This is a genomic window from Kribbella sp. NPDC049174 (genome assembly GCF_043197365.1).
In the GTDB taxonomy this organism is placed as follows: Bacteria; Actinomycetota; Actinomycetes; order Propionibacteriales; family Kribbellaceae; genus Kribbella.
This window is the reverse complement of record NZ_JBICSZ010000002.1, coordinates 1,372,304-1,389,130: the sequence shown is the minus strand read 5'-3', so window position 1 is coordinate 1,389,130 and position 16,827 is coordinate 1,372,304. Positions and strand designations below refer to the sequence as shown.

At 67.2% G+C, this 16,827-nt stretch carries 21 protein-coding genes; 11 read left to right on the top strand and 10 right to left on the bottom strand.

What is annotated here, in order from left to right; all coding sequences use genetic code 11:
* Nucleotides 1–440 precede the first annotated feature (440 nt).
* Both ACGFIF_RS17250 and ACGFIF_RS17245 read left to right on the top strand, forming a co-directional pair.
* The gene (locus tag ACGFIF_RS17250; protein WP_393155462.1) at nucleotides 441–842 is read left to right on the top strand and encodes a hypothetical protein; all 402 of its coding nucleotides are present in this window, start codon (nucleotides 441–443) and stop codon (nucleotides 840–842) included.
* A gap of 181 nt (nucleotides 843–1,023) precedes the next feature.
* A complete protein-coding gene (locus ACGFIF_RS17245; RefSeq protein WP_393155460.1) occupies nucleotides 1,024–1,206 on the top strand; it encodes a hypothetical protein in 183 nt (60 codons plus the stop codon).
* On the opposite strand, the gene ACGFIF_RS17240 is transcribed toward ACGFIF_RS17245, so the two are convergent.
* Nucleotides 1,203–1,577, bottom strand: coding sequence for a hypothetical protein (locus ACGFIF_RS17240; protein WP_393155493.1), 375 nt, complete (start codon nucleotides 1,575–1,577; stop codon nucleotides 1,203–1,205). The genes ACGFIF_RS17245 and ACGFIF_RS17240 overlap by 4 nt on opposite strands.
* Here ACGFIF_RS17240 and ACGFIF_RS17235 point away from each other — a divergent pair.
* Entirely contained in the window at nucleotides 1,494–1,964 is a 471-nt protein-coding gene (locus tag ACGFIF_RS17235) for an ANTAR domain-containing protein (protein ID WP_393155486.1), read from the top strand. The genes ACGFIF_RS17240 and ACGFIF_RS17235 overlap by 84 nt on opposite strands.
* A gap of 72 nt (nucleotides 1,965–2,036) precedes the next feature.
* Here the strand turns inward: ACGFIF_RS17235 and ACGFIF_RS17230 are convergent, their stop codons facing one another.
* The 4 genes from ACGFIF_RS17230 to ACGFIF_RS17215 all read right to left on the bottom strand — a co-directional run bounded on the left by ACGFIF_RS17230 (nucleotide 2,037) and on the right by ACGFIF_RS17215 (nucleotide 4,641).
* Nucleotides 2,037–2,186, bottom strand: a complete 150-nt coding sequence (locus ACGFIF_RS17230) for a hypothetical protein (RefSeq protein ID WP_393155459.1) — start codon at nucleotides 2,184–2,186, stop codon at nucleotides 2,037–2,039.
* A gap of 342 nt (nucleotides 2,187–2,528) precedes the next feature.
* Nucleotides 2,529–3,101 carry a dihydrofolate reductase family protein gene (locus tag ACGFIF_RS17225; protein ID WP_393155458.1) on the bottom strand — a complete coding sequence of 191 codons (573 nt, stop codon included), beginning with the start codon at nucleotides 3,099–3,101 and terminating at the stop codon, nucleotides 2,529–2,531.
* Between the two features lie 254 nt (nucleotides 3,102–3,355).
* On the bottom strand, nucleotides 3,356–3,964 hold the full coding sequence (locus ACGFIF_RS17220; protein WP_393155456.1) for a DUF2867 domain-containing protein: 609 nt from the start codon (nucleotides 3,962–3,964) through the stop codon (nucleotides 3,356–3,358).
* Entirely contained in the window at nucleotides 3,961–4,641 is a 681-nt protein-coding gene (locus tag ACGFIF_RS17215) for a molybdopterin-dependent oxidoreductase (RefSeq protein WP_393155454.1), read from the bottom strand. The genes ACGFIF_RS17220 and ACGFIF_RS17215 overlap by 4 nt, the downstream gene beginning before the upstream one ends.
* A gap of 65 nt (nucleotides 4,642–4,706) precedes the next feature.
* Between ACGFIF_RS17215 and ACGFIF_RS17210 the strand changes: the two genes are divergently transcribed.
* Nucleotides 4,707–5,309, top strand: coding sequence for a TetR/AcrR family transcriptional regulator (locus tag ACGFIF_RS17210; protein ID WP_380101341.1), 603 nt, complete (start codon nucleotides 4,707–4,709; stop codon nucleotides 5,307–5,309).
* A gap of 103 nt (nucleotides 5,310–5,412) precedes the next feature.
* Here the strand turns inward: ACGFIF_RS17210 and ACGFIF_RS17205 are convergent, their stop codons facing one another.
* The gene (locus ACGFIF_RS17205; RefSeq protein ID WP_393155452.1) at nucleotides 5,413–6,294 is read right to left on the bottom strand and encodes a sigma-70 family RNA polymerase sigma factor; all 882 of its coding nucleotides are present in this window, start codon (nucleotides 6,292–6,294) and stop codon (nucleotides 5,413–5,415) included.
* Between the two features lie 79 nt (nucleotides 6,295–6,373).
* Between ACGFIF_RS17205 and ACGFIF_RS17200 the strand changes: the two genes are divergently transcribed.
* Both ACGFIF_RS17200 and ACGFIF_RS17195 read left to right on the top strand, forming a co-directional pair.
* A complete protein-coding gene (locus ACGFIF_RS17200; protein ID WP_393155451.1) occupies nucleotides 6,374–6,754 on the top strand; it encodes a DoxX family protein in 381 nt (126 codons plus the stop codon).
* 389 nt (nucleotides 6,755–7,143) lie between these two features.
* Complete coding sequence (locus ACGFIF_RS17195) at nucleotides 7,144–8,934, top strand: protein kinase (protein ID WP_393155450.1); 1,791 nt, start codon at nucleotides 7,144–7,146, stop codon at nucleotides 8,932–8,934.
* Between the two features lie 619 nt (nucleotides 8,935–9,553).
* On the opposite strand, the gene ACGFIF_RS17190 is transcribed toward ACGFIF_RS17195, so the two are convergent.
* The gene (locus ACGFIF_RS17190; protein WP_393155449.1) at nucleotides 9,554–9,727 is read right to left on the bottom strand and encodes a CsbD family protein; all 174 of its coding nucleotides are present in this window, start codon (nucleotides 9,725–9,727) and stop codon (nucleotides 9,554–9,556) included.
* A 263-nt stretch (nucleotides 9,728–9,990) separates the two neighbouring features.
* Between ACGFIF_RS17190 and ACGFIF_RS17185 the strand changes: the two genes are divergently transcribed.
* The 5 genes from ACGFIF_RS17185 (at nucleotide 9,991) to ACGFIF_RS17165 (ending at nucleotide 13,925) form a co-directional block, all read left to right on the top strand.
* Complete coding sequence (locus tag ACGFIF_RS17185) at nucleotides 9,991–10,305, top strand: hypothetical protein (RefSeq protein WP_393155448.1); 315 nt, start codon at nucleotides 9,991–9,993, stop codon at nucleotides 10,303–10,305.
* Nucleotides 10,306–10,497: 192 nt separating this feature from the next.
* Nucleotides 10,498–11,208: an ANTAR domain-containing protein gene (locus ACGFIF_RS17180; RefSeq protein ID WP_393155447.1), complete on the top strand. Its 711-nt coding sequence runs from the start codon at nucleotides 10,498–10,500 to the stop codon at nucleotides 11,206–11,208.
* Nucleotides 11,209–11,455: 247 nt separating this feature from the next.
* Nucleotides 11,456–11,791, top strand: coding sequence for a hypothetical protein (locus ACGFIF_RS17175; protein WP_393155446.1), 336 nt, complete (start codon nucleotides 11,456–11,458; stop codon nucleotides 11,789–11,791).
* 107 nt (nucleotides 11,792–11,898) lie between these two features.
* Nucleotides 11,899–12,807 (top strand): manganese catalase family protein, encoded by a 909-nt coding sequence (locus ACGFIF_RS17170; protein ID WP_393155444.1) that lies wholly within the window; start codon nucleotides 11,899–11,901, stop codon nucleotides 12,805–12,807.
* A gap of 236 nt (nucleotides 12,808–13,043) precedes the next feature.
* The gene (locus ACGFIF_RS17165) at nucleotides 13,044–13,925 is read left to right on the top strand and encodes an SDR family oxidoreductase (RefSeq protein WP_393155442.1); all 882 of its coding nucleotides are present in this window, start codon (nucleotides 13,044–13,046) and stop codon (nucleotides 13,923–13,925) included.
* Between the two features lie 133 nt (nucleotides 13,926–14,058).
* On the opposite strand, the gene ACGFIF_RS17160 is transcribed toward ACGFIF_RS17165, so the two are convergent.
* From ACGFIF_RS17160 to ACGFIF_RS17150, 3 genes are all read right to left on the bottom strand, one after another.
* Nucleotides 14,059–14,835 (bottom strand): sigma-70 family RNA polymerase sigma factor, encoded by a 777-nt coding sequence (locus ACGFIF_RS17160; RefSeq protein ID WP_393155440.1) that lies wholly within the window; start codon nucleotides 14,833–14,835, stop codon nucleotides 14,059–14,061.
* Nucleotides 14,836–15,050: 215 nt separating this feature from the next.
* Nucleotides 15,051–15,497, bottom strand: coding sequence for an ANTAR domain-containing protein (locus tag ACGFIF_RS17155; protein WP_393155439.1), 447 nt, complete (start codon nucleotides 15,495–15,497; stop codon nucleotides 15,051–15,053).
* Between the two features lie 582 nt (nucleotides 15,498–16,079).
* Nucleotides 16,080–16,778 carry a GAF and ANTAR domain-containing protein gene (locus ACGFIF_RS17150; RefSeq protein ID WP_393155438.1) on the bottom strand — a complete coding sequence of 233 codons (699 nt, stop codon included), beginning with the start codon at nucleotides 16,776–16,778 and terminating at the stop codon, nucleotides 16,080–16,082.
* Nucleotides 16,779–16,827: the final 49 nt, after the last annotated feature.

Here is a 16,827-nt window from a genome sequence, read left to right as displayed (position 1 = left end):
ACGCCAAGACCCCTGAATCGTCACCGATGTCCTGACACATCGAGTGTCACCGATGTCCTGATGCAGAACTGTCACCTATGTCCTGAGACATCACAGGCTGTCACCGCGGCCACAGCACTCCGACTAGAACATAGGTTCGACTCTCTGAGGTTGGTGTGCGTCAGACTTTCTGGCAGGGGTTGCGGGGCTGATCCGTGACAGGGAGTTCGATCTTGAGCAGGGGCAATGACCCGGTTCCGGTCGAGACACGGCTGCAGCTGGTTCTCGCGGTCCTGGCGCACGAGATGACCGTCGCCGGGTGGCCCGGCGACACGGAGTCTCGGCCGAGTCGATCAACCGGTGGCGCAACCGGTTCGTCGACGCCGGCAAGGCAGCGATAGAAGATGCCATGCCAGGCAATGTCAGCAGGACGCTAGCGGACGGAGGACTAGCCTTTCAGCATGGCCAAGGAAGGCTTGCCTGACTTGCACGTGACCAGGTTCAACGTGCATGCCGGCATCCGCCGCGGTGGGTTGGGTAGCAACTGTTGCGCCGCCGTGCCGCTGATCGCACTCGAGAGACGGCCACACCCGGACGCGGCCGAGGAGTCGCTGTGGCTCCGTCTACCGGTCAAGGTAGCTCGCGACCTCGCCGCCGAACTCATTGAGGAGGCGGACCGCGCAGAGCAGTTGGCGCGCAAGCGAAGCCTCACAGAACTAGCACGTGGGGTCAGTTCGGCAGCACCCGGGCCGGGCGACTGGCACGCACTCCAAAGCGCGTCCACGCTGAGCCTGGTCCATTGCTCGCCGCCTCGCAGCGCAAGCCCAACAAGTCGCCAGCTGCAAGAAGTGTCGCTCGGTTGAGTAAGTCGTCGCGTATGTCGGTGTGCGGGGTCATGATGGTGTTGCCGGTGATCTCTCGTTTCAGCGGTCCTGGGCCGCTTCGGTTCTGTCACTACGGGGTCCGCGCCGTTGGCCGGGGGCTGGGATCGGACCGAAGGGGCGTGGAGTTCCCCGAGCTTATTGCTGTCATGGATCGGTCGGGGTGTCGCGGCGGTTCCTGATCTTCGTCGACGAAACGTTGGAGCACATCACCCAGGGCGCCGCCGTGAGGGCGGTGCCGGGGATCACCTGTGCCAGCATCTCGGTCACCACCCGGGACGGCAAGATCCAGACCCTGGCTCCCACCGATGAGCTCGCGGAGGTGGCCGACGAACTGCAGTATTAGCTCGGCGAGGGCCCGTGGCTGGCCGCGGCGCTCGCAGAACCGATCGTCCAGGTCGACGACATCCGCACGATCAGCCGTGCCCTGTCTACGGGGCCGCGCGCCGCAGAGGACATCGGTATCGGCTCCCAGTTGGCACTCCAGTTCGGCAAGAACCCCATGAGCGGGGCGGGATCCAACATGTACTCCCGCCAGCCGAACCAGATCAGCGCGGAGTCTCTCGCCAGCTGGGCATGCTGTTCGCGAACCTGGCTGCGGCCGCGTTCGGCTGGAGTCGCCAAGACCAGACGCTGAACGCGGCGCTGCAGTCCCGCAGCCTGATCGGCCAGGCGATCGGCATCGTCATGGAGCGATACCGGCTCGACTCCAACCACGCGTTCGGTTTCCTGTCCGCACCTCACAGACCGGCAACATCAAACTCCGCGAGGTCGCGGTCGGCATCGTGGCCGACGCCAACTCCAACTCAGGGCAGGTCAGCCGCACAAGCAGAAGGGCCTGCCGAGGCCACCCCCGCCCGGCCTCCCCCGCCCGGCCAGGCCCTTCGTCCTACATGGCGCGTTCCGAAGGGTGAGGTAGCCGACCCCTGGGAACCGGCGATGTACGCGGCGACTCCCAGAAGTTTGAGGAGAGTTCCGCGAGGCTGGGCGGGTTCAGAAGCGCAGCCCGTCCGGCCGCTCAGCTTCCTCTGGACGCGGTCGTACGCGACGGCCGACCAGCTCCTGGTCCGGCGTCACCCGAGGGCGTACTTCGAGCGCCGCTGACGTCGGGTCGGCGAGCGCTACTCGCTTCGAGTATCGGAACGTCATCGGGCTCTATGTCTTCGCGTATCCGGATCAATCGAGCCGGGTGCCGGTAGCGGCCGGCTGTGGAGCGGCGTCGGCAGCGACCTCGAGGACCAGTCGGCCCACGACCAGCACCTCCGGCGCGCGCAGCCTGCCAGTGACAGCGCCGACGATCGCGTCAACGGTGTCGCGGTGCCTCACCTTTCGTTCGGGTCGCTTTGGTGTCGCAGACTGTCACATCCCGCGGTGGTCGGACGCTTTATGACGCCTGTTCCTGAGGCGCCGACAGCCATGTGCCGTGTCTCGCTTCGCGCGGGCGGTGGGCGGCTTTCCTGAGCACCGCGCGACATGCTCCTTGCCCATAGACCAGGTCGCTGATGGTGTCTGGGAAGTGCACCTCGGGTCGGCCACGGCGTGATCGAGGGCCGGGGTCCGGGAGGCGACAGATCGCCTCGTGCCACCGGCAGCGGTCAACTCGGCCAAGATCCGCTCGGGGGTCGCCGCTGGCTGAGTACCGGATCCTCGAGGTCGCCTCGCGCCCGGTCAGGCCCGGTGGTACCAGGTCACGATCGCGCCGTTGCTGAAGGTCCGGCTGTCTGTCGGCGTGAACAGCGTCGGGTTGAAGCGCCCAGTGAAGGCCGGAATGCCGTCGCCGGCCACGACCGGGTAGCACTTAACCACCAGTTCGTCGATCTCCGGCAGCACGGCGCCCGCGAGCTTGCCGCCACCGCACAGCCAAATGTGCTTACCGTCCTCCTTCTTGAGCCGTTGAACCAGTTCGATCGGGTCTCCGGCGTACAGCTTGACGGCCGGGTCGTCGACACGATCGATGGTGGTGGACACGACGTACTGTTTCAGGTGCGCGTACGGGCTCGCGACGCCGATATCGAGCGCCGGCTGATACGTTCCGCGGCCCATCAGCAGGGTGTCGAAGTGCCGGTTCGGGACGTCGGGCATACCGAGCCGCGCACGGATGTGGGTGGGCACGGACTCGGGATAGTTCGCTTCCAGCCAGGCGGCCATGTCGTCTGCCAGCGGGTAGAAGTCGATCTCCCCACCGGGACCAGCGATGTATCCGTCGACGCTGAGCCCGACGTAGTAGACAAGCTGTCGCATCTTCCACCTCACCCGTCGTTGTGCCGTTTCCGACAACTCACCGAAGCGCGGCCATCGGGCGGCTCGCCGATACGCGCTGGAGCTGCGTACACATGACCGCGAGTCCGATCGACACCCCGCGCTCTTCGTGCACGACAGGTGTCGTCCACGAGCAAACCACCGCGAACTGTCTCCCGACCAGGCCGGGCAGTCCTCAAGTCACCGGACTGCACACCGTGACCCCAACACGCGCTGACGGGGTACAGACTCGCTCGTCAGTGCTGCTGCGACCAGGTTCGTTCGAAGTGTCGCATGAGTGCCGGATAGACGATCGCATAGCGGAATGGCTTGATGAACGCCATGTACGCCTCGCCGAAGGTGCCGCGGGGTTTGACGTAGACGGTCATTTGCGCACGGTATCGGCCGCTTCCCTGGTCGGCCCACGCCAGGTGCATCACTCCGTACATGGTTCGGTTGGAGATTTCCTCGGCGAGTTCGGTGCCGGTGCGGTACAGCGGCCGAAACGGCTTGTCGGTGACCTGCGATGCTGGGGACTTGTCGCGGAGGTCGTCCGGAAGCCGCGCGAGCAGCGATGGTTCGCCCGTGCCGGGAACGGGTGGCCAGGCGCCGGCGGCGTCCGCGGAGGTCGAAATGCGCCCGAGCCCGAACGCGCGTCCGAGCAGGTCGCGAATGCCCCACAGCACGCGCACCGGCAGCGGCGCAGACGCCGGAAAGTCGAGGGATTGCTGCGCTTTGATGACGGCTGGAAAATCGTGCGCGCCGCCCTCGATGGGAAGGGCCCAGACGTCCTCGACGTCGAAGTCGGGCACGATGTCGTCGATGATCCAGTCCTGGGTCTTCAGCACGTCGTTCGGGAGCCTCATCGGTCTTGCGTTCCTTTCGCGCAGAGGGCGCGGATGGGGCGGATCAGCGGGCGGTAGAACGGCCGGATCAGTCGTCCCGGGATGCGGCCGTGGCGCTCCTCGTGCCAGACCCGAGCCCGGGGATGGCCCTCGATCAGCCGGCCGATGACGCCTCGATCGAGGCGATGTGCCGGGAGCGTGGAACACACCTCGACCAGGCACAGGTGCTTGATGCTCATGTAGCCGTACTGGGCCGGGCTGACCAACCGGATCGGCGCGCCATGGTCGCCGCCGAGTGGGCGCCCGTTCACCCGGTCCGCGAGCAGGACGTCGTCTGCCAGGGCGTCCTGCAGCTCGACCACGGAGCTGATCCCGTCCAGACCCACGAACGCCAGGTGGCTGACGCAGACCTCCGCGTCGAGCGCCGGCTCGACGAAGGCGCGAAAGAAATCGGCGAACCGCACCCCTTCCCACCGCAGGTCGGTCGCCGTCCAGCCGGAGACGCAGTGGAAGTCGGCGACGATCTCGCGCCGCGGCAGCGTGGCGAGCTCCGGCAGCCGCACCTCCAACGGCTTGCGCACGACGCCGCTGATCGCGATCACCGGAGCGTCTGGCACCGCGGGCGGCGGCCGGTGCAGATGGGTGCCAAATCGCGGGAACCCCTCGACGCGGCGTTGTCCGGGCGGAAGTGGCAACATCACGGACCTCCTTTACCGACCGACGGTCGGTCACCGACTTGCAGTCAGTCTTTTATGCTTGCCGGGTGACTGTCAAGAGGCTGCGGGAACGGCAGGCGGAGGCAACCCGGGAGCTCCTGGTCGGGATCGCGCGCGAGCGGTTCGTCGAGCAGGGCTACGCGGCAACCGCGATGGACGACATCGTCCAGCGCGCGGGTCTCGCGAAGGGCGCTCTCTATCACCACTTCAGCGGCAAGGACGCGCTGTTCACGGCGGTCTACGACGTGGTGCTGGACGAGACCGCTGGGGCGGTGATGGCCGCGGCCCTGGCCGAGGAGGATCCGTGGGCCGCGGTACGAGCGGGCCTGTCCGCGTTCCTCGACGCCTGCCTGCGCCCGGCGTTCCGGCGGATCGTGATCATCGACAGTGTGACCGTGCTGGCCGCCCGCGCGTGGGAAAGCGGCACGGAAGGCGTCGAGCTGCCAATGCTGCGGACCGTGCTGACGCCGCTGGTGGACAGCGGCGCGTTGCCCGGCGTCACACTCGACGCGCTGGCGCACCTCGCACTGGGCGGTCTCTACGGCTCAGCCCTCTACATTGCCCGTGCCGCCGACCCCGAGGCCGCCCGTGTCGAGGCTGACGTGGTGCTGGACGTCGTCCTGCGCGGCGTGCGGGCGGCGACCACCTAACCCACGCCGACCCTCAGCACCTCGGGGTGCTGCAGGGAACCTGTCTGCGCAGCCGGGCCCGGCCGTTGGCCCGGCGGTAGGGAAGCTGACTTCGCGACACGACCTAGTCAGGGCGTCCGGGAAGGTTCATCGCAGCAAGCTGGCGTGGGTCGCGGAGTGAGGTGATCTCGACGATCCGACCATCGACGACCGTACACGTCAGCACGCCCAGGGGTTTGCCGTTCGCGGCCCAGGCGACGATTCCCGGCTCGCCGTTGACGAGGACGGGTTGCACAGTTGCCTTGGCGTACCCCCCGCGCCGGGCCTTCGTCGCCACCTCGGTCGCTCCGAGCTTGACGACCACGCCGTGCGCGGTATGGGTGCGCCACTTCACCTGCGGGTCGAGTACCCGCAGCAGCCCTTCGAAGTCTCCGTCACGGGCCGCCGCGAGAAACGCATCCAGCACCGCCCGCCGCTGCTGCCGTTCGCCGTCCGGGCGAGGTGTGCCCTGAACCTTCCGGCGAGCGCGGCTGGCAAGCATCTTGGTGGCGTCGGTGGACTTGCCGATGATCTGACCGACCTCGTCGAACGGCACCGCGAACATGTCGTGCAGCACGAGGGCGAGCCGCTCGGCGGGACCGAGGCTGTCGAGTACCACCAGCAGTGCCAGCCCGACCGAATCAGCAAGCAGCGCGTCGTCCTCAGGTGCCGAGACGTTGTCCTCGGTCACGACGAACTCGGGCAGCCCGTCGTCGTGTGACGCCACCGGCCGGGCCTTGCGTGTGCGCAGCATGTCGATGCACACCCGGCCGACCACGGTGGTCAGCCAGCCGGACAGGTTGTCGATCGAAGCCGCGTCCTGGCGCGCGAGCCGCAGCCAGGCCTCCTGTACGGCGTCCTCGGCGTCCGCCCGCGAGCCGAGCATCCGGTAGGCCATCGCCACCAGCCGCTCGCGCTCGTCCATGAACGCTTCCGCGACGGCGTTCTCCCGGTCCGATCCGGTCATCTGTTACCTCCCACCGACAAGTTCCGTCATGGGTGATGACGGGCCCGGAAGGGCCGAGGTAACCGACAAGGAGAAACTCATGAATCTCGCTCTGTGGATCGTCGCCGGCCTGCTGGCCGCCGTCTTTGTCTTCGCGGGTGCCAACAAGCTGTTCATCCCGTACGAGAAGCTGGCCAAGGCTCCCGGTGGAGGCTGGGTCAACCACTTCAGTCCCGGCTTCGTCAAGGCACTTGGAACCGTCGAGATCCTGGGCGCCATCGGCCTGATCGTACCGGCCGCCCTCGACATCGTTCCGGTCCTCGCACCGCTGGCCGCCGTCGGACTGGCGACGATCATGGTGGGCGCGGCGATCGTCACCTCCCGCCGTCACGAGCGCGTGCACGCGGTGCTGAACCTCGCGTACCTCGCCCTCGCGGTCTTCGTGGCGATCGGCCGCTTCGGCCCCGAGTCCTTCAGTTGATCGCACGTACGAGCTGCAGGCCGCCCGGCCCGATGTCACGAAGACGGGTGCGGAGCGGTCGAGTGTGGTCGTCAGGCTCCGCGGCCGATCGGAGCCGTCAGCACGCCCGCAGCGCGACCACGCCGAACCTGCGCCGGCGCCACCATCGCCGAAGGCCTGGCCGTCCGCGGCGAACAAGCCCAGCAAGCCCGACCACAAGTCACCGACTGGCTCCAGCTCATCGGGCTGCGCTGATCTTCCGAAGCAAACCCAGCAGGACCCAGCCAGTATCTCGCTGTGACGGCTGAAGATCGTCGTGTCGTGAGCGGGTGGACTGGGCACCTGTAGGTCCGGTGAGGGTCGCTGGGCCCTTCGTTTGTCTTGGCCGGAGTTTCGGAGGGCGCCGTACGATGACCGACTCGACGATGGCTGGCCGCCTCCTGGCCAGGCGGTACCGGTTGGTGTCGGCGTTGGGGCGCGGGGGCATGGGCGTGGTCTGGCAGGCCCGCGACGAGCTCCTTGGCCGGTCGGTGGCGGTCAAGGAGGTCCTTCTGCCGCCGGAGCTGCCCGACGAGGAACGCGAGGTCCTGCGGCGGCGCACCCTGCGTGAGGCCCGCTCGGCCGGCCGGCTCAGTCATCCGAATGTCGTCACCGTGTACGACGTCGTCGAAGAAGACGGCCGTCCGTGGATTGTGATGGAGCTGGTCCGTTCCACCACGCTGGCGCAGGCGATCCGCGAGTACGGACCGTTGCCGCCGGGAGAGGTGGCTCGGATCGGCCTGCAGGTGCTGGCCGCGCTCCACGCCGCACACCGCGCCGGCGTACTGCATCGTGACGTCAAACCCAGCAACGTGCTGCTCACCGGAGACGGCCGGGTCGTACTGACGGACTTCGGCATCGCCACGTTGGAGGGCGATCCGTCGTTGACGACATCAGGCATGCTGGTCGGTTCGCCGGCGTTCATCGCTCCGGAACGGATTCAGGGACGGGGCGCCGGCACGGACTCGGACCTGTGGTCGTTGGGCGCCACGCTGTACACCGCGGTAGAAGGGCGGCCGCCGTACGACCGGGGAACCACGCTTCCGACGCTGGCGGCCGCTGTCACCGAGGAGCCCGACCCGGCGCGGTTGGCGGGGCCGCTCTGGCCGGCGCTCGAAGGTTTGTTGCGCAAGGACGCGGCGGAGCGCATCGACGTCTGGGAGGCGAGACGTCTCCTGCACCAGGCCGAGACGGCGGCGGAGGCTTCTGTCGGTACGCCGGGATCTGAGGCTGTCGACACCTCGCAGGTCGACAGTGGTCAGCGGACGCGGGTGCTGCCGGTCCCGCCGGTCGTTCCGCGGCCGGTGACGTACGCCGAGTCTCAGCCAGCCGGAGACGGTACGCCGGTGCCAACACCTGCCGGTGCCACCTCATCGGCCGGCGGTCCGGCCGCCGAACCCGATCCGACCCCGTCGGATGAGAGGGAGTCGTCCAACGGAAACCTTCCGAAGGTCGTCGGTGCGATGCTCGCCTGTGTACTCGTCGCGGTCGCCTTGATCGGTTGGACGCTGTTCCGAGCGGACGACGACAACCAGGGAAGTCAGTCGCAGTCTCCCGCCGCCCCGCAGGCCAGTGGAGGAGTCAGCACGGCGCCACGCAGTACCGCAGCGCCTTCGAGTACGCCGCCACCAACCACACGTCGGCCCTCGCAGCCCGCTAGCAGCAGGCCTGCCTCTCCCAGCAGCCGCCCCACCTCGCCGGAGTCTCCCGCCACCCAGCCTGGTTCGGTGCCCGCCGGCTTCGAGCGGCACACGGACCCGACCGGATTCTCACTGGCACTACCAGCCAACTGGACCGTCGAACGGCAAGGCCAGCGCGTCTACTTCCGCGAGCCGGGCAGCGGACGCTTCCTGCTCATCGACCAGACCAACCAACCCAAGCCGGATCCGGTCGCGGACTGGCGTCAGCAAGAAGCAGCCCGCCAAGACGGCTATGCCGACTACCGGCGCATCCGGATCGAGCCGGTCGACTACTTCGAGAAGGCCGCCGACTGGGAGTTCACCTACGCCACTCCCTCCGGCCGCCGCCACGTCCTCAACCGCGGCGTGGTCACCAGCGACAACCAGGCCTACGGCATCTACTGGTCCACCCCAGACACCCAATGGGCCGAAAGCCTCTCCCTCTACAGAACATTCACGCAAACCTTCCAACCAGCCTCATGACCCCCACGCCGGCAGCTGTTCATTGCCGACAACAACAACGTGCGTCGCGACGGTCGGCAGCACTAGCCGGATGCCGGCGGCGGTCTGGCTGTGCCTTGCGCGTTCGGTGATGGAGTCGACGTCGTCGGGGTGGAGGTTGGCGGTGCTCCAGAGGGTGAGGTTCCTGTGGTGGACGTTCCCTGAGTCGGAGCGCTGGACGTGGCGCTGCTCTGGGTAGGTGCGCTCGCCGAGGCCGTGTTCTGTGACGTCGTACCGGGCGAGGTTGTGGTCGACGCCGAGGGGCGCGGCGTTGCTTTGCGGCCCGAACTCCGAGTGGGATCAGCGGCGTCCGCTCAGGCGGTTGAACTCTTCTGCCCCGAGACTCAATGCGTCACTGATCAGGGTAGGGGACGGCACCTCTCCAACCCTCACCCGAGCCGACCCGCCCCGCGATCACTGCTTGATGCGCATCCCGCGAGATGGCTCGGGCGATGCAACTGACTGTCCGGGGTCTCCACCTCGGAGCCGTCACAGAGCATGCGACGTGCTCCGGGTGGAGTCGAACGCACGCAGCAGTTGCTGACCGACACAACGTCGTCGGCCGCAGACGCCGATAGCTGCGCGACGCCAGGGCTCGGTCTCAGTCCTTGAAGGCGTCCTTGACCTTCTCGCCGGCCTGCTTGACGTCCGCTTTGGTCTGATCCGCTTCGCCCTCGGCTTGCAGGTCGCGATCGTCGGCCGCCTCACCGGCCTTCTCCTTTGCCTTGCCCTTGGCTTCCTCGGCCGCGTTCCTCAGTTTGTCGTCTGTACCCATCGATCTCTCCTGCCTAGTCCCATTGCACGAGGCCCCCGGGTGCCCCGCCGTTCCAGGCTTCATGCATGCAGCGTCGCGCCGAGACCGACCCATCTGATCGCGCCGCACAGGACCGGTACGACGGGCAGGAATGAACGGCCGTCGATCGCGCGCGTGTCACGGTAATAACGGCCCGGGTCGCGGGGTACCTGCATCTCAGCGCACTCGACCGCAGCATCGTCGTCGGCGCCAAGGTTGCCCCGGACCCCGGCAACCGTCCCCACGTGAACACGGCCCCAGGGGTGATCACATTGGCCTCGGTCGCAACATCACACACGCAGCCCGGACTCACCACGGTGGGACGTGCGTACGGCGGCCCAGCGCACGGCCAGACCTGGCCGGTCGACGATGACAACCCACCGGAAGCGCTCGAGAGCGTCTCCGGCGGCTGCACCTACCGGCTGATCCACCACCCCCGAACCCACCTGCCCGCCAGGGATCACCTCGGCAACTATCTCTACATGCCGGTCAGCTCACGAGCCGATGGCCACAACCCGCTCCGCGGCCCGCTCGTGGGAGCAACTGCTTCGTCGACGTGAGCACCGGAGCGTCCTCCACAGGTCACGTGCCTCGTTGTGCGGCGTAGCCGGATCGTTTCAAACACACGATTCAGTGCGGTGCGGTTGCGCTAGCAGCTACCACTGACGCCGCACCGGAGGAGCCTGATCTCGTCCTAGTTGTCAGGTTGCCCCGGACCCCGGTGACCCCTCTGGAAATTCGGGGTGGTGGCCATGATCAGGACCGATTCGGGAGGCGTCCACGCGACAGCGGCAGCCTTGGCCGACCTGGCCCGCGAGCTGCACGCCATAGCCGATCTCGACCCGCTGCTGGAGCGGGCCGTGGAGTGCACGCGCAGCACTCTCACCTGTGACTGCGCCGGCATCGTGGTGTTGGCGGGGCACGGCATCGATCAGCGCCGAATCACGGGGTCGGACGACCGGATCGTGGAGGCTGACCGCCTGCGGCAGGTCCTCGGGGAAGGCCCGGACGACACGCCTCTGCCCACCGAGGTGATTCGCGATACCGAGTCCGAGACACGCTGGCCGCAGTGGGCTCCGCGGGTCGCGGCGCAGCTCGGCCTCCGAAGCGCAGTGAGCGTCGGCCTCCCTGGGCAGCTCCACCTGCGCGGCGCGCTCACGATGTACGCGACCCGTCCTGATGCGTTCACGACTTCGGATCAGGCCCTGGCCAAAGCATTGGCTGCACATGTCGCGGTCGCGGTCACGGCAGTGGTGACCGCCAGATCTCTCGAACGAGCGATCGATGCCCGCGCCGAGGTCGGCCGGGCCGTCGGGGTCTTGATGGAGCGGTTCGGCATCAGCGCCGGCGAGGCTTTCGCCAGGTTGCGTCGGGACTCGCAGATTCACCATGTCCGCCTGCGAACAGTGGCGGCCGAGCTGCTGAACGAACGACCATCAGCCGGTCAGCGGCTCACCGCGTGAGCGCCGACAGCACAGAGGCTCCAGTTCTACTCGGTTTTGTGGCGTGGCCGTGGAACCGCTCGTTGACCATGCCGGCATCGATCTCGCGGTAGCCGTCCCTAGTCCGGCGCCCATGCGGCCTGAGATGCAGTGACCGCAGGATTGCCGATCCACACCCTTGGGTACCTGACACTCGGCCCGAGGAGCGTTTTGACGGCCCACGGTTAGATAGCAGCCGCCACCCTTCCGGTAGACGATGCTCGCTTCGATGGATGCTGGACATCTCAAGGCGGGCGCGTCGCCCGAGGTGGCAGAGGCCTTGACCTCGGACATCTTCCACGGCATACCCAGCGGTTGCAACGCAGAAATTCTCCGCTATCTCGAGCAGAGCCTACGTCAGTTGCCTAACGCAAGCAGCCGCGCCGGGAACCGCGACGACGAGGCGATCGCCAACCTTGTGGTCCGATCCGGCCCGACCACGAATTGGACGACAAACCTCGTGGACGGTCCCGGTGCTGCTGCTCTGAACACCGGACCTGAAGCTCCCGATCCCACGCACGGCCAGATGCCCTTGCTCGCTCTACGCCAAGGAAATCGTGCATGACAACGCATTCTGGCGTGCTTGGTGGGTACCAAGGCCGACCGGCCAGGCGTGGGCCCGACCAGGAACTGCGGTGGTCCGGGTGTTCTGACGTCGACAAAGGAGTCGCGATGTTCCGTCATACGAAGCGGTTGCAGTTCGAGGCCAAGCCCGAGCGTCCCGATCCGGTGTATGCGCGCAAACTGCAGGAACTCATCGGCGGTGCGTACGGCGAGATGAGCGTGACGATGCAGTACCTGTTCCAGGGCTGGAACTGCCGGATGGAGGGCAAGTACAAGGACTTGCTGATGGACACCGCCACCGAGGAGATCGGCCACGTCGAGATGCTGGCGACCATGGTCGCGCGACTTCTCGAGGGCGCCCCCGCGACAGTGACGGCCGAGGCTGTCCAGGATCCGGTGATGGCAGCGGTCATCGGCGGTATGGATCCGCAACAGGCGATCATCGCCGGCGGCGGTGCGCTACCGGCCAACTCCCAAGGGGTGCCCTGGAACGGCGGCTACATCGTGGCCAGTGGCAACCTGCTCGCGGACTTCCGGGCCAACGCCGCCGCAGAGGCCCACGGCCGGCTGCAGACGGCACGTCTTTACAACATGACTGACGATCCGGGGGTCAGGGCGATGCTGCAGTTCAACCTCGCCCGCGACACCGTGCACCAGAAGCAGTGGTTGAAGGCGATCGAGGAGCTGGAGTCCGACGGGCTCGAGGTATCGATCGTGCCGAAGGCGTTCTTCGACGAGGAGGATCAGGAACACAACCACACGATCTGGCGACTGTCCGACGGGACCGACGGAGCCACCGGCGGCTGGACCGAGGGGGATGACCCGCTGGCGTACCTGACCGATCCCGAACCACTCGGCGGCCCAGCTTCGGCCCCGGCACCGGACCCGGCACTCTTCGGCACCTACGCGCCTCTGCAGGATCTGAAGGGCACGGTGAAATCGCAGGCGAGGTCGACGGCCCAGAAGGTCACAAAGAAGGCCAAGAGGGCCAAGAAGGCGAAGAAGGCCACCAAGTAGACGGCGAAGAAGTCGTCCCGGCGACCCGGTGCTCGCTCGCACAATCGTCGACGAATGAACGCATGGATGGTGGCGGCGCGGGTACCCAAACGCGCACGGACCGAGTCCGTGCTGGGTGGCTCCCGTCCTGGCGGACTCCTGTCGGGAGCACCCACAGCTTGTAGACGGCACGGTCGGTGGAGTGCGGCCAGAACGGCGGGCCGGGTCTCCACCGCCGTGCCGGACGAGGAAGGCAGATGATGAGCACAGATCCACGCACCCGGTACCCCGGACCCGAGCAGCAGGAGCCCGATCAACAGGAGCACCCCGGGCACGGCGGCGCGATGGATCCCGAGCCCGACTACGGCGAACAGACCTACCGAGGCAGCGGCAAGCTCACCGGGCGACGAGCCCTCATCACCGGAGGCGACTCCGGCATCGGACGCGCGGTCGCTCTCGCCTTCGCCCGGGAAGGCGCCGACGTGATGATCTCCCACCTTGCCGCCGAGGAGACCGACGCCCGCGAGACCTGCCGCCTGGTCAGAGATGCCGGGAGTACGGCGGCCTCACTCGCCGGAGACATCCAGGACGAGGCACACTGCCGACGACTGGTCGACCAATGCGTCGAACAGCTCGGTGGGCTCGACATCCTGGTCAACAACGCCGCTTACCAGATGTCGCGCGGAGGCATCGCCGACATCTCGACCGAACAGTTCGACCAGGTCATGAAAACCAACGTCTACGCGATGTTCTGGCTCAGCAAGGCTGCTCTTCCCCACCTGTCGGAGGGATCGGCGATCATCAACACCACCTCCATCCAGGCCTACGAGCCCTCGCCGAATCTGCTCGACTACGCGACCAGCAAAGCCGCCATCCTCAACTTCACGAAGGGACTGGCACAGGAGCTCGCACCCAAGGGCATCCGCGTCAACGCCGTCGCACCCGGCCCGATCTGGACACCTCTCATCCCGGCCACCATGCCGGCGGAGAAGGTCGGCGAATTCGGCGCCGACACCCCACTCGGCCGCGCCGGGCAACCCGCCGAACTCGCACCGGCCTACGTCTTCCTCGCCTCCGACGACTCCACCTACATCACCGGCGAACGCATCGGCGCCACCGGTGGCCGACCACTGCCCTGATCCGCGCCGACCACCACCGGTACCGGCGAGGAGCTCAACGCGACCATCCGGTCTGGTAGCTGTGCCGCACCCCTGAAACGCTCAGCTCCGAGGGCGCACGCGGCAGGGGACATTCCGCACCCCCACTGCGCCATCAGGCAGCCAGTGCATGCTGGAGGACGCTCATGATGCGGCTGAGCAGTCGCGAGACCTGCATCTGGGTCACGCCGATCTCTGCGGCGATCTCGGCTTGACTCCAATGATCGATCATCCGCCGGCGGAGGATCAGCTTGTCCCGAGCGGCCAGGTTCTCGACCGCCGGACGGAGCGTCTCGAGCTGGTTGACCAGCTCGAACGTGTTCGCCCGGTCCGGCAAAAGGCTGCCGAGCGACGTCGCGGAACCGGCGGCCACCGGAGTGTCCAGCGAGACTGGACTGAAGCAGCCGAAGGCGCGTTGCGCATCCCTGACCTCCACGAGCGGTACGCCGATGCGGTCAGCCAACTCCTGCTCGGTCGGCCAGCGATGCAACAGCGCAACCAGTTCGCCCTCGACGGCATTGATGGACGCCTGCAGGTTCTGGATTCGCCGCGGTGGCCGAACAGTCCACGCGTTGTCGCGGAAATGCCGCTTGAGCTCACCTCGAATGGTCGGGAAGGCATACGACCGGAAGTCCGTGTCCGGCCCCGGCCGATATCTCTGCACCGCCTTGACGAGTCCGACGTACGCGACCTGGAACAATTCCTCACGTTCCACCCCGCGTCCGTCGTACCGTAACGCGAGCGACCGCGCCATCGGAGTACTCTGCACGATCGCTTGGCAGAGCAGGTCCGCGCGGCCAGCGCCGACGGCGTCGGACGCTTGCCGGAGCAGAGTTTCGGTGAGTGTGCATTGTTGTTCCCACGACAGATTCGACGCAGAGGTAGTGGTCATCAGATCGACCTGGAGGCGTCAATCGCCCAGAAAATGGCACCGTCTTGACCATAGCGAGTTTGTCCCAGGCTCCTCTGTGATCTGCGGTACCCGGGCCCCTGCGGGGCCATTCGCACCCCGGTGGCTCTCCGCAGCCGATCAGTCTCACGGCCGGATCGGGTACGGCGTCGACCGGGATTCCACGTTGTCGGTCACGAGCACCCGGCCGCGGTCCCCTATCGGTCTATGGCCGCGATGAGACGCTCGGCCACGTCTCTCAGCTTCACGTTTCTCTCCTGGGAGAGCCGGGTCAGGAAGGCGAACGCACGGTCGTCACGCAGTCCGTAGCGCTCCATCACGATGCCGACCACCATGCCGATCCGGCCGCGGGTGCGCATCGCTTCCTGCAGATTGTGGATCTCCCGGGCATAGTCGATCGCCGTGGCTGCCTGGTGCCGGAACAGTTCGCCGAGCGCGCCGAGATCGCCGAAGGCGCCGACCTGCCGCGCGTACAGGTTCAGGGCGCCACGGGACTTGGGAGCGTCGAAAAGCCGGATCCCGGCCTGGGCGTGGATGCCGGCGGTCACCGCGCTCACGGCGGCGATCCGGGCGGTCGGCGAGTACATCGCCAGGAACGTACCGCGGGAACCGCGCGTCGTGGGCCAGATCAGGAGCCGCGACATGAACTTCGTCCGCCGCGGCCTCGTAACAAGGACCTTCGCGCAGTTCGCACTGTGCGGCATCGAGACCCAGGATGAAGCCGCCGGTCGGAGCGGCGGTCTCCAGCCGGCCGTCCTTGTGCAGGATCGTGATGCTCGCGTAGTCGGTGTCGGGCAATGATTCGACCGCGGCCGCCGTGATCTGGCTCAACGTGTGGTCAAGGTCGCCGGGAGCAAGCGTCTTGGCCAGCCCCAGGGCCACATCCAGGAGTCTGTCGTCGGCCACAGCACAGCCTGTACCCCGGACAGTCGTTCGAAAGCGAGATGCAGCGCCGCTCAACACCCGCCGAGCCCAACCGCGCCATGTCCAGCACCAGGTCGGCAACTGTGGCGCTCCGAATTCCTTGAGCGGCCCCGGGTGCTGCGCAAGTTTCAACACCAGGAACCTCGGACGAGTCCGACCCTCGAGAGTCCAGCATCGCCCTCCCCTCTCTGTGCCCAGTAGACAGCCGGCCAATCGCCTTGCAACGACGCACCAGCGCGCAGCCGCCCATCCGGCCAGGTCTCATCGACCCGCGGCGACAACATCACCATCTGTTGGCTGGATCAGCGCGGAAGGCGGCGGGTGTCGATCAACTCTTGCGCTACGTCGCGGAGTTTCGTGTTGGTGTCCTGGGAGTAGCGCTTGAGGATCGCGAACGCGCGGTCTCCGTCCAGGCCGTGCCGCTCCATCAGGATGCCCATTGCCTGCCCGACCAGCTTGCGCGCGTCGACCGCCTGAGCCATGGACTCCTCGTTGCGAGCCGTTGCGACCGCGACCGAGGCATGCCGGGCCAGGATGTGCGCGATCGCCTCGTCATCCGCGCTGAACGCATCCGGCTCGACGTTGTACAACCCAAGGATGCCGACGGTGCCGGCCGCCGTACTCAGCGGAACGTCGAGCACGCTCCGTACACCGAGCGAGAGCACCTTGGCCGCCCATTCCGGCCAGCGCCGCTCCGTCGCCGTATCACGGACCAGCAGGGTCGCGTCGCCGCGCATCGCCTCGACCAGCGGTCCGACGCCGCAGGCCATCTGCCACTGATAGATCTCGGCGACCATTGGATCCGTCGCTGCCGGGACCTCCGGGCGGCCTCGTACGACGAGTGCGACACCTGCGTGTGAGCAGTTCAGTGCCTGCAACGCGAACTGCGCGACCGCATCCACCGTCTCGCCAACGCCATCCGAGTCATGCAACTCGACCGCGAGCTTCGCGAACAGGTCAGCCGACGCAGCCGAGTGCGCTCGGCCAGGCCTGAAGTTCACTTGGCCATCACCAGCGTCCCCGCCCACTGGAACCGTGTCAGCAGCTTCC

What these genes read in the sequence shown, in the direction of transcription:
- ACGFIF_RS17250 (WP_393155462.1), top strand. Translation starts at nt 441, where the DNA reads ATGGCCAAGGAAGGCTTGCCTGACTTGCACGTGACCAGGTTCAACGTG.
- ACGFIF_RS17155 (WP_393155439.1), bottom strand. Translation starts at nt 15,497, where the DNA reads ATGTCGCGGCTCCTGATCTGGCCCACGACGCGCGGTTCCCGCGGTACG.
- ACGFIF_RS17215 (WP_393155454.1), bottom strand. Translation starts at nt 4,641, where the DNA reads ATGTTGCCACTTCCGCCCGGACAACGCCGCGTCGAGGGGTTCCCGCGA.
- ACGFIF_RS17175 (WP_393155446.1), top strand. Translation starts at nt 11,456, where the DNA reads ATGGATGCTGGACATCTCAAGGCGGGCGCGTCGCCCGAGGTGGCAGAG.
- ACGFIF_RS17200 (WP_393155451.1), top strand. Translation starts at nt 6,374, where the DNA reads ATGAATCTCGCTCTGTGGATCGTCGCCGGCCTGCTGGCCGCCGTCTTT.
- ACGFIF_RS17180 (WP_393155447.1), top strand. Translation starts at nt 10,498, where the DNA reads ATGATCAGGACCGATTCGGGAGGCGTCCACGCGACAGCGGCAGCCTTG.
- ACGFIF_RS17165 (WP_393155442.1), top strand. Translation starts at nt 13,044, where the DNA reads ATGATGAGCACAGATCCACGCACCCGGTACCCCGGACCCGAGCAGCAG.
- ACGFIF_RS17195 (WP_393155450.1), top strand. Translation starts at nt 7,144, where the DNA reads ATGACCGACTCGACGATGGCTGGCCGCCTCCTGGCCAGGCGGTACCGG.
- ACGFIF_RS17160 (WP_393155440.1), bottom strand. Translation starts at nt 14,835, where the DNA reads ATGACCACTACCTCTGCGTCGAATCTGTCGTGGGAACAACAATGCACA.
- ACGFIF_RS17170 (WP_393155444.1), top strand. Translation starts at nt 11,899, where the DNA reads ATGTTCCGTCATACGAAGCGGTTGCAGTTCGAGGCCAAGCCCGAGCGT.
- ACGFIF_RS17220 (WP_393155456.1), bottom strand. Translation starts at nt 3,964, where the DNA reads ATGAGGCTCCCGAACGACGTGCTGAAGACCCAGGACTGGATCATCGAC.
- ACGFIF_RS17205 (WP_393155452.1), bottom strand. Translation starts at nt 6,294, where the DNA reads ATGACCGGATCGGACCGGGAGAACGCCGTCGCGGAAGCGTTCATGGAC.
- ACGFIF_RS17225 (WP_393155458.1), bottom strand. Translation starts at nt 3,101, where the DNA reads ATGCGACAGCTTGTCTACTACGTCGGGCTCAGCGTCGACGGATACATC.
- ACGFIF_RS17190 (WP_393155449.1), bottom strand. Translation starts at nt 9,727, where the DNA reads ATGGGTACAGACGACAAACTGAGGAACGCGGCCGAGGAAGCCAAGGGC.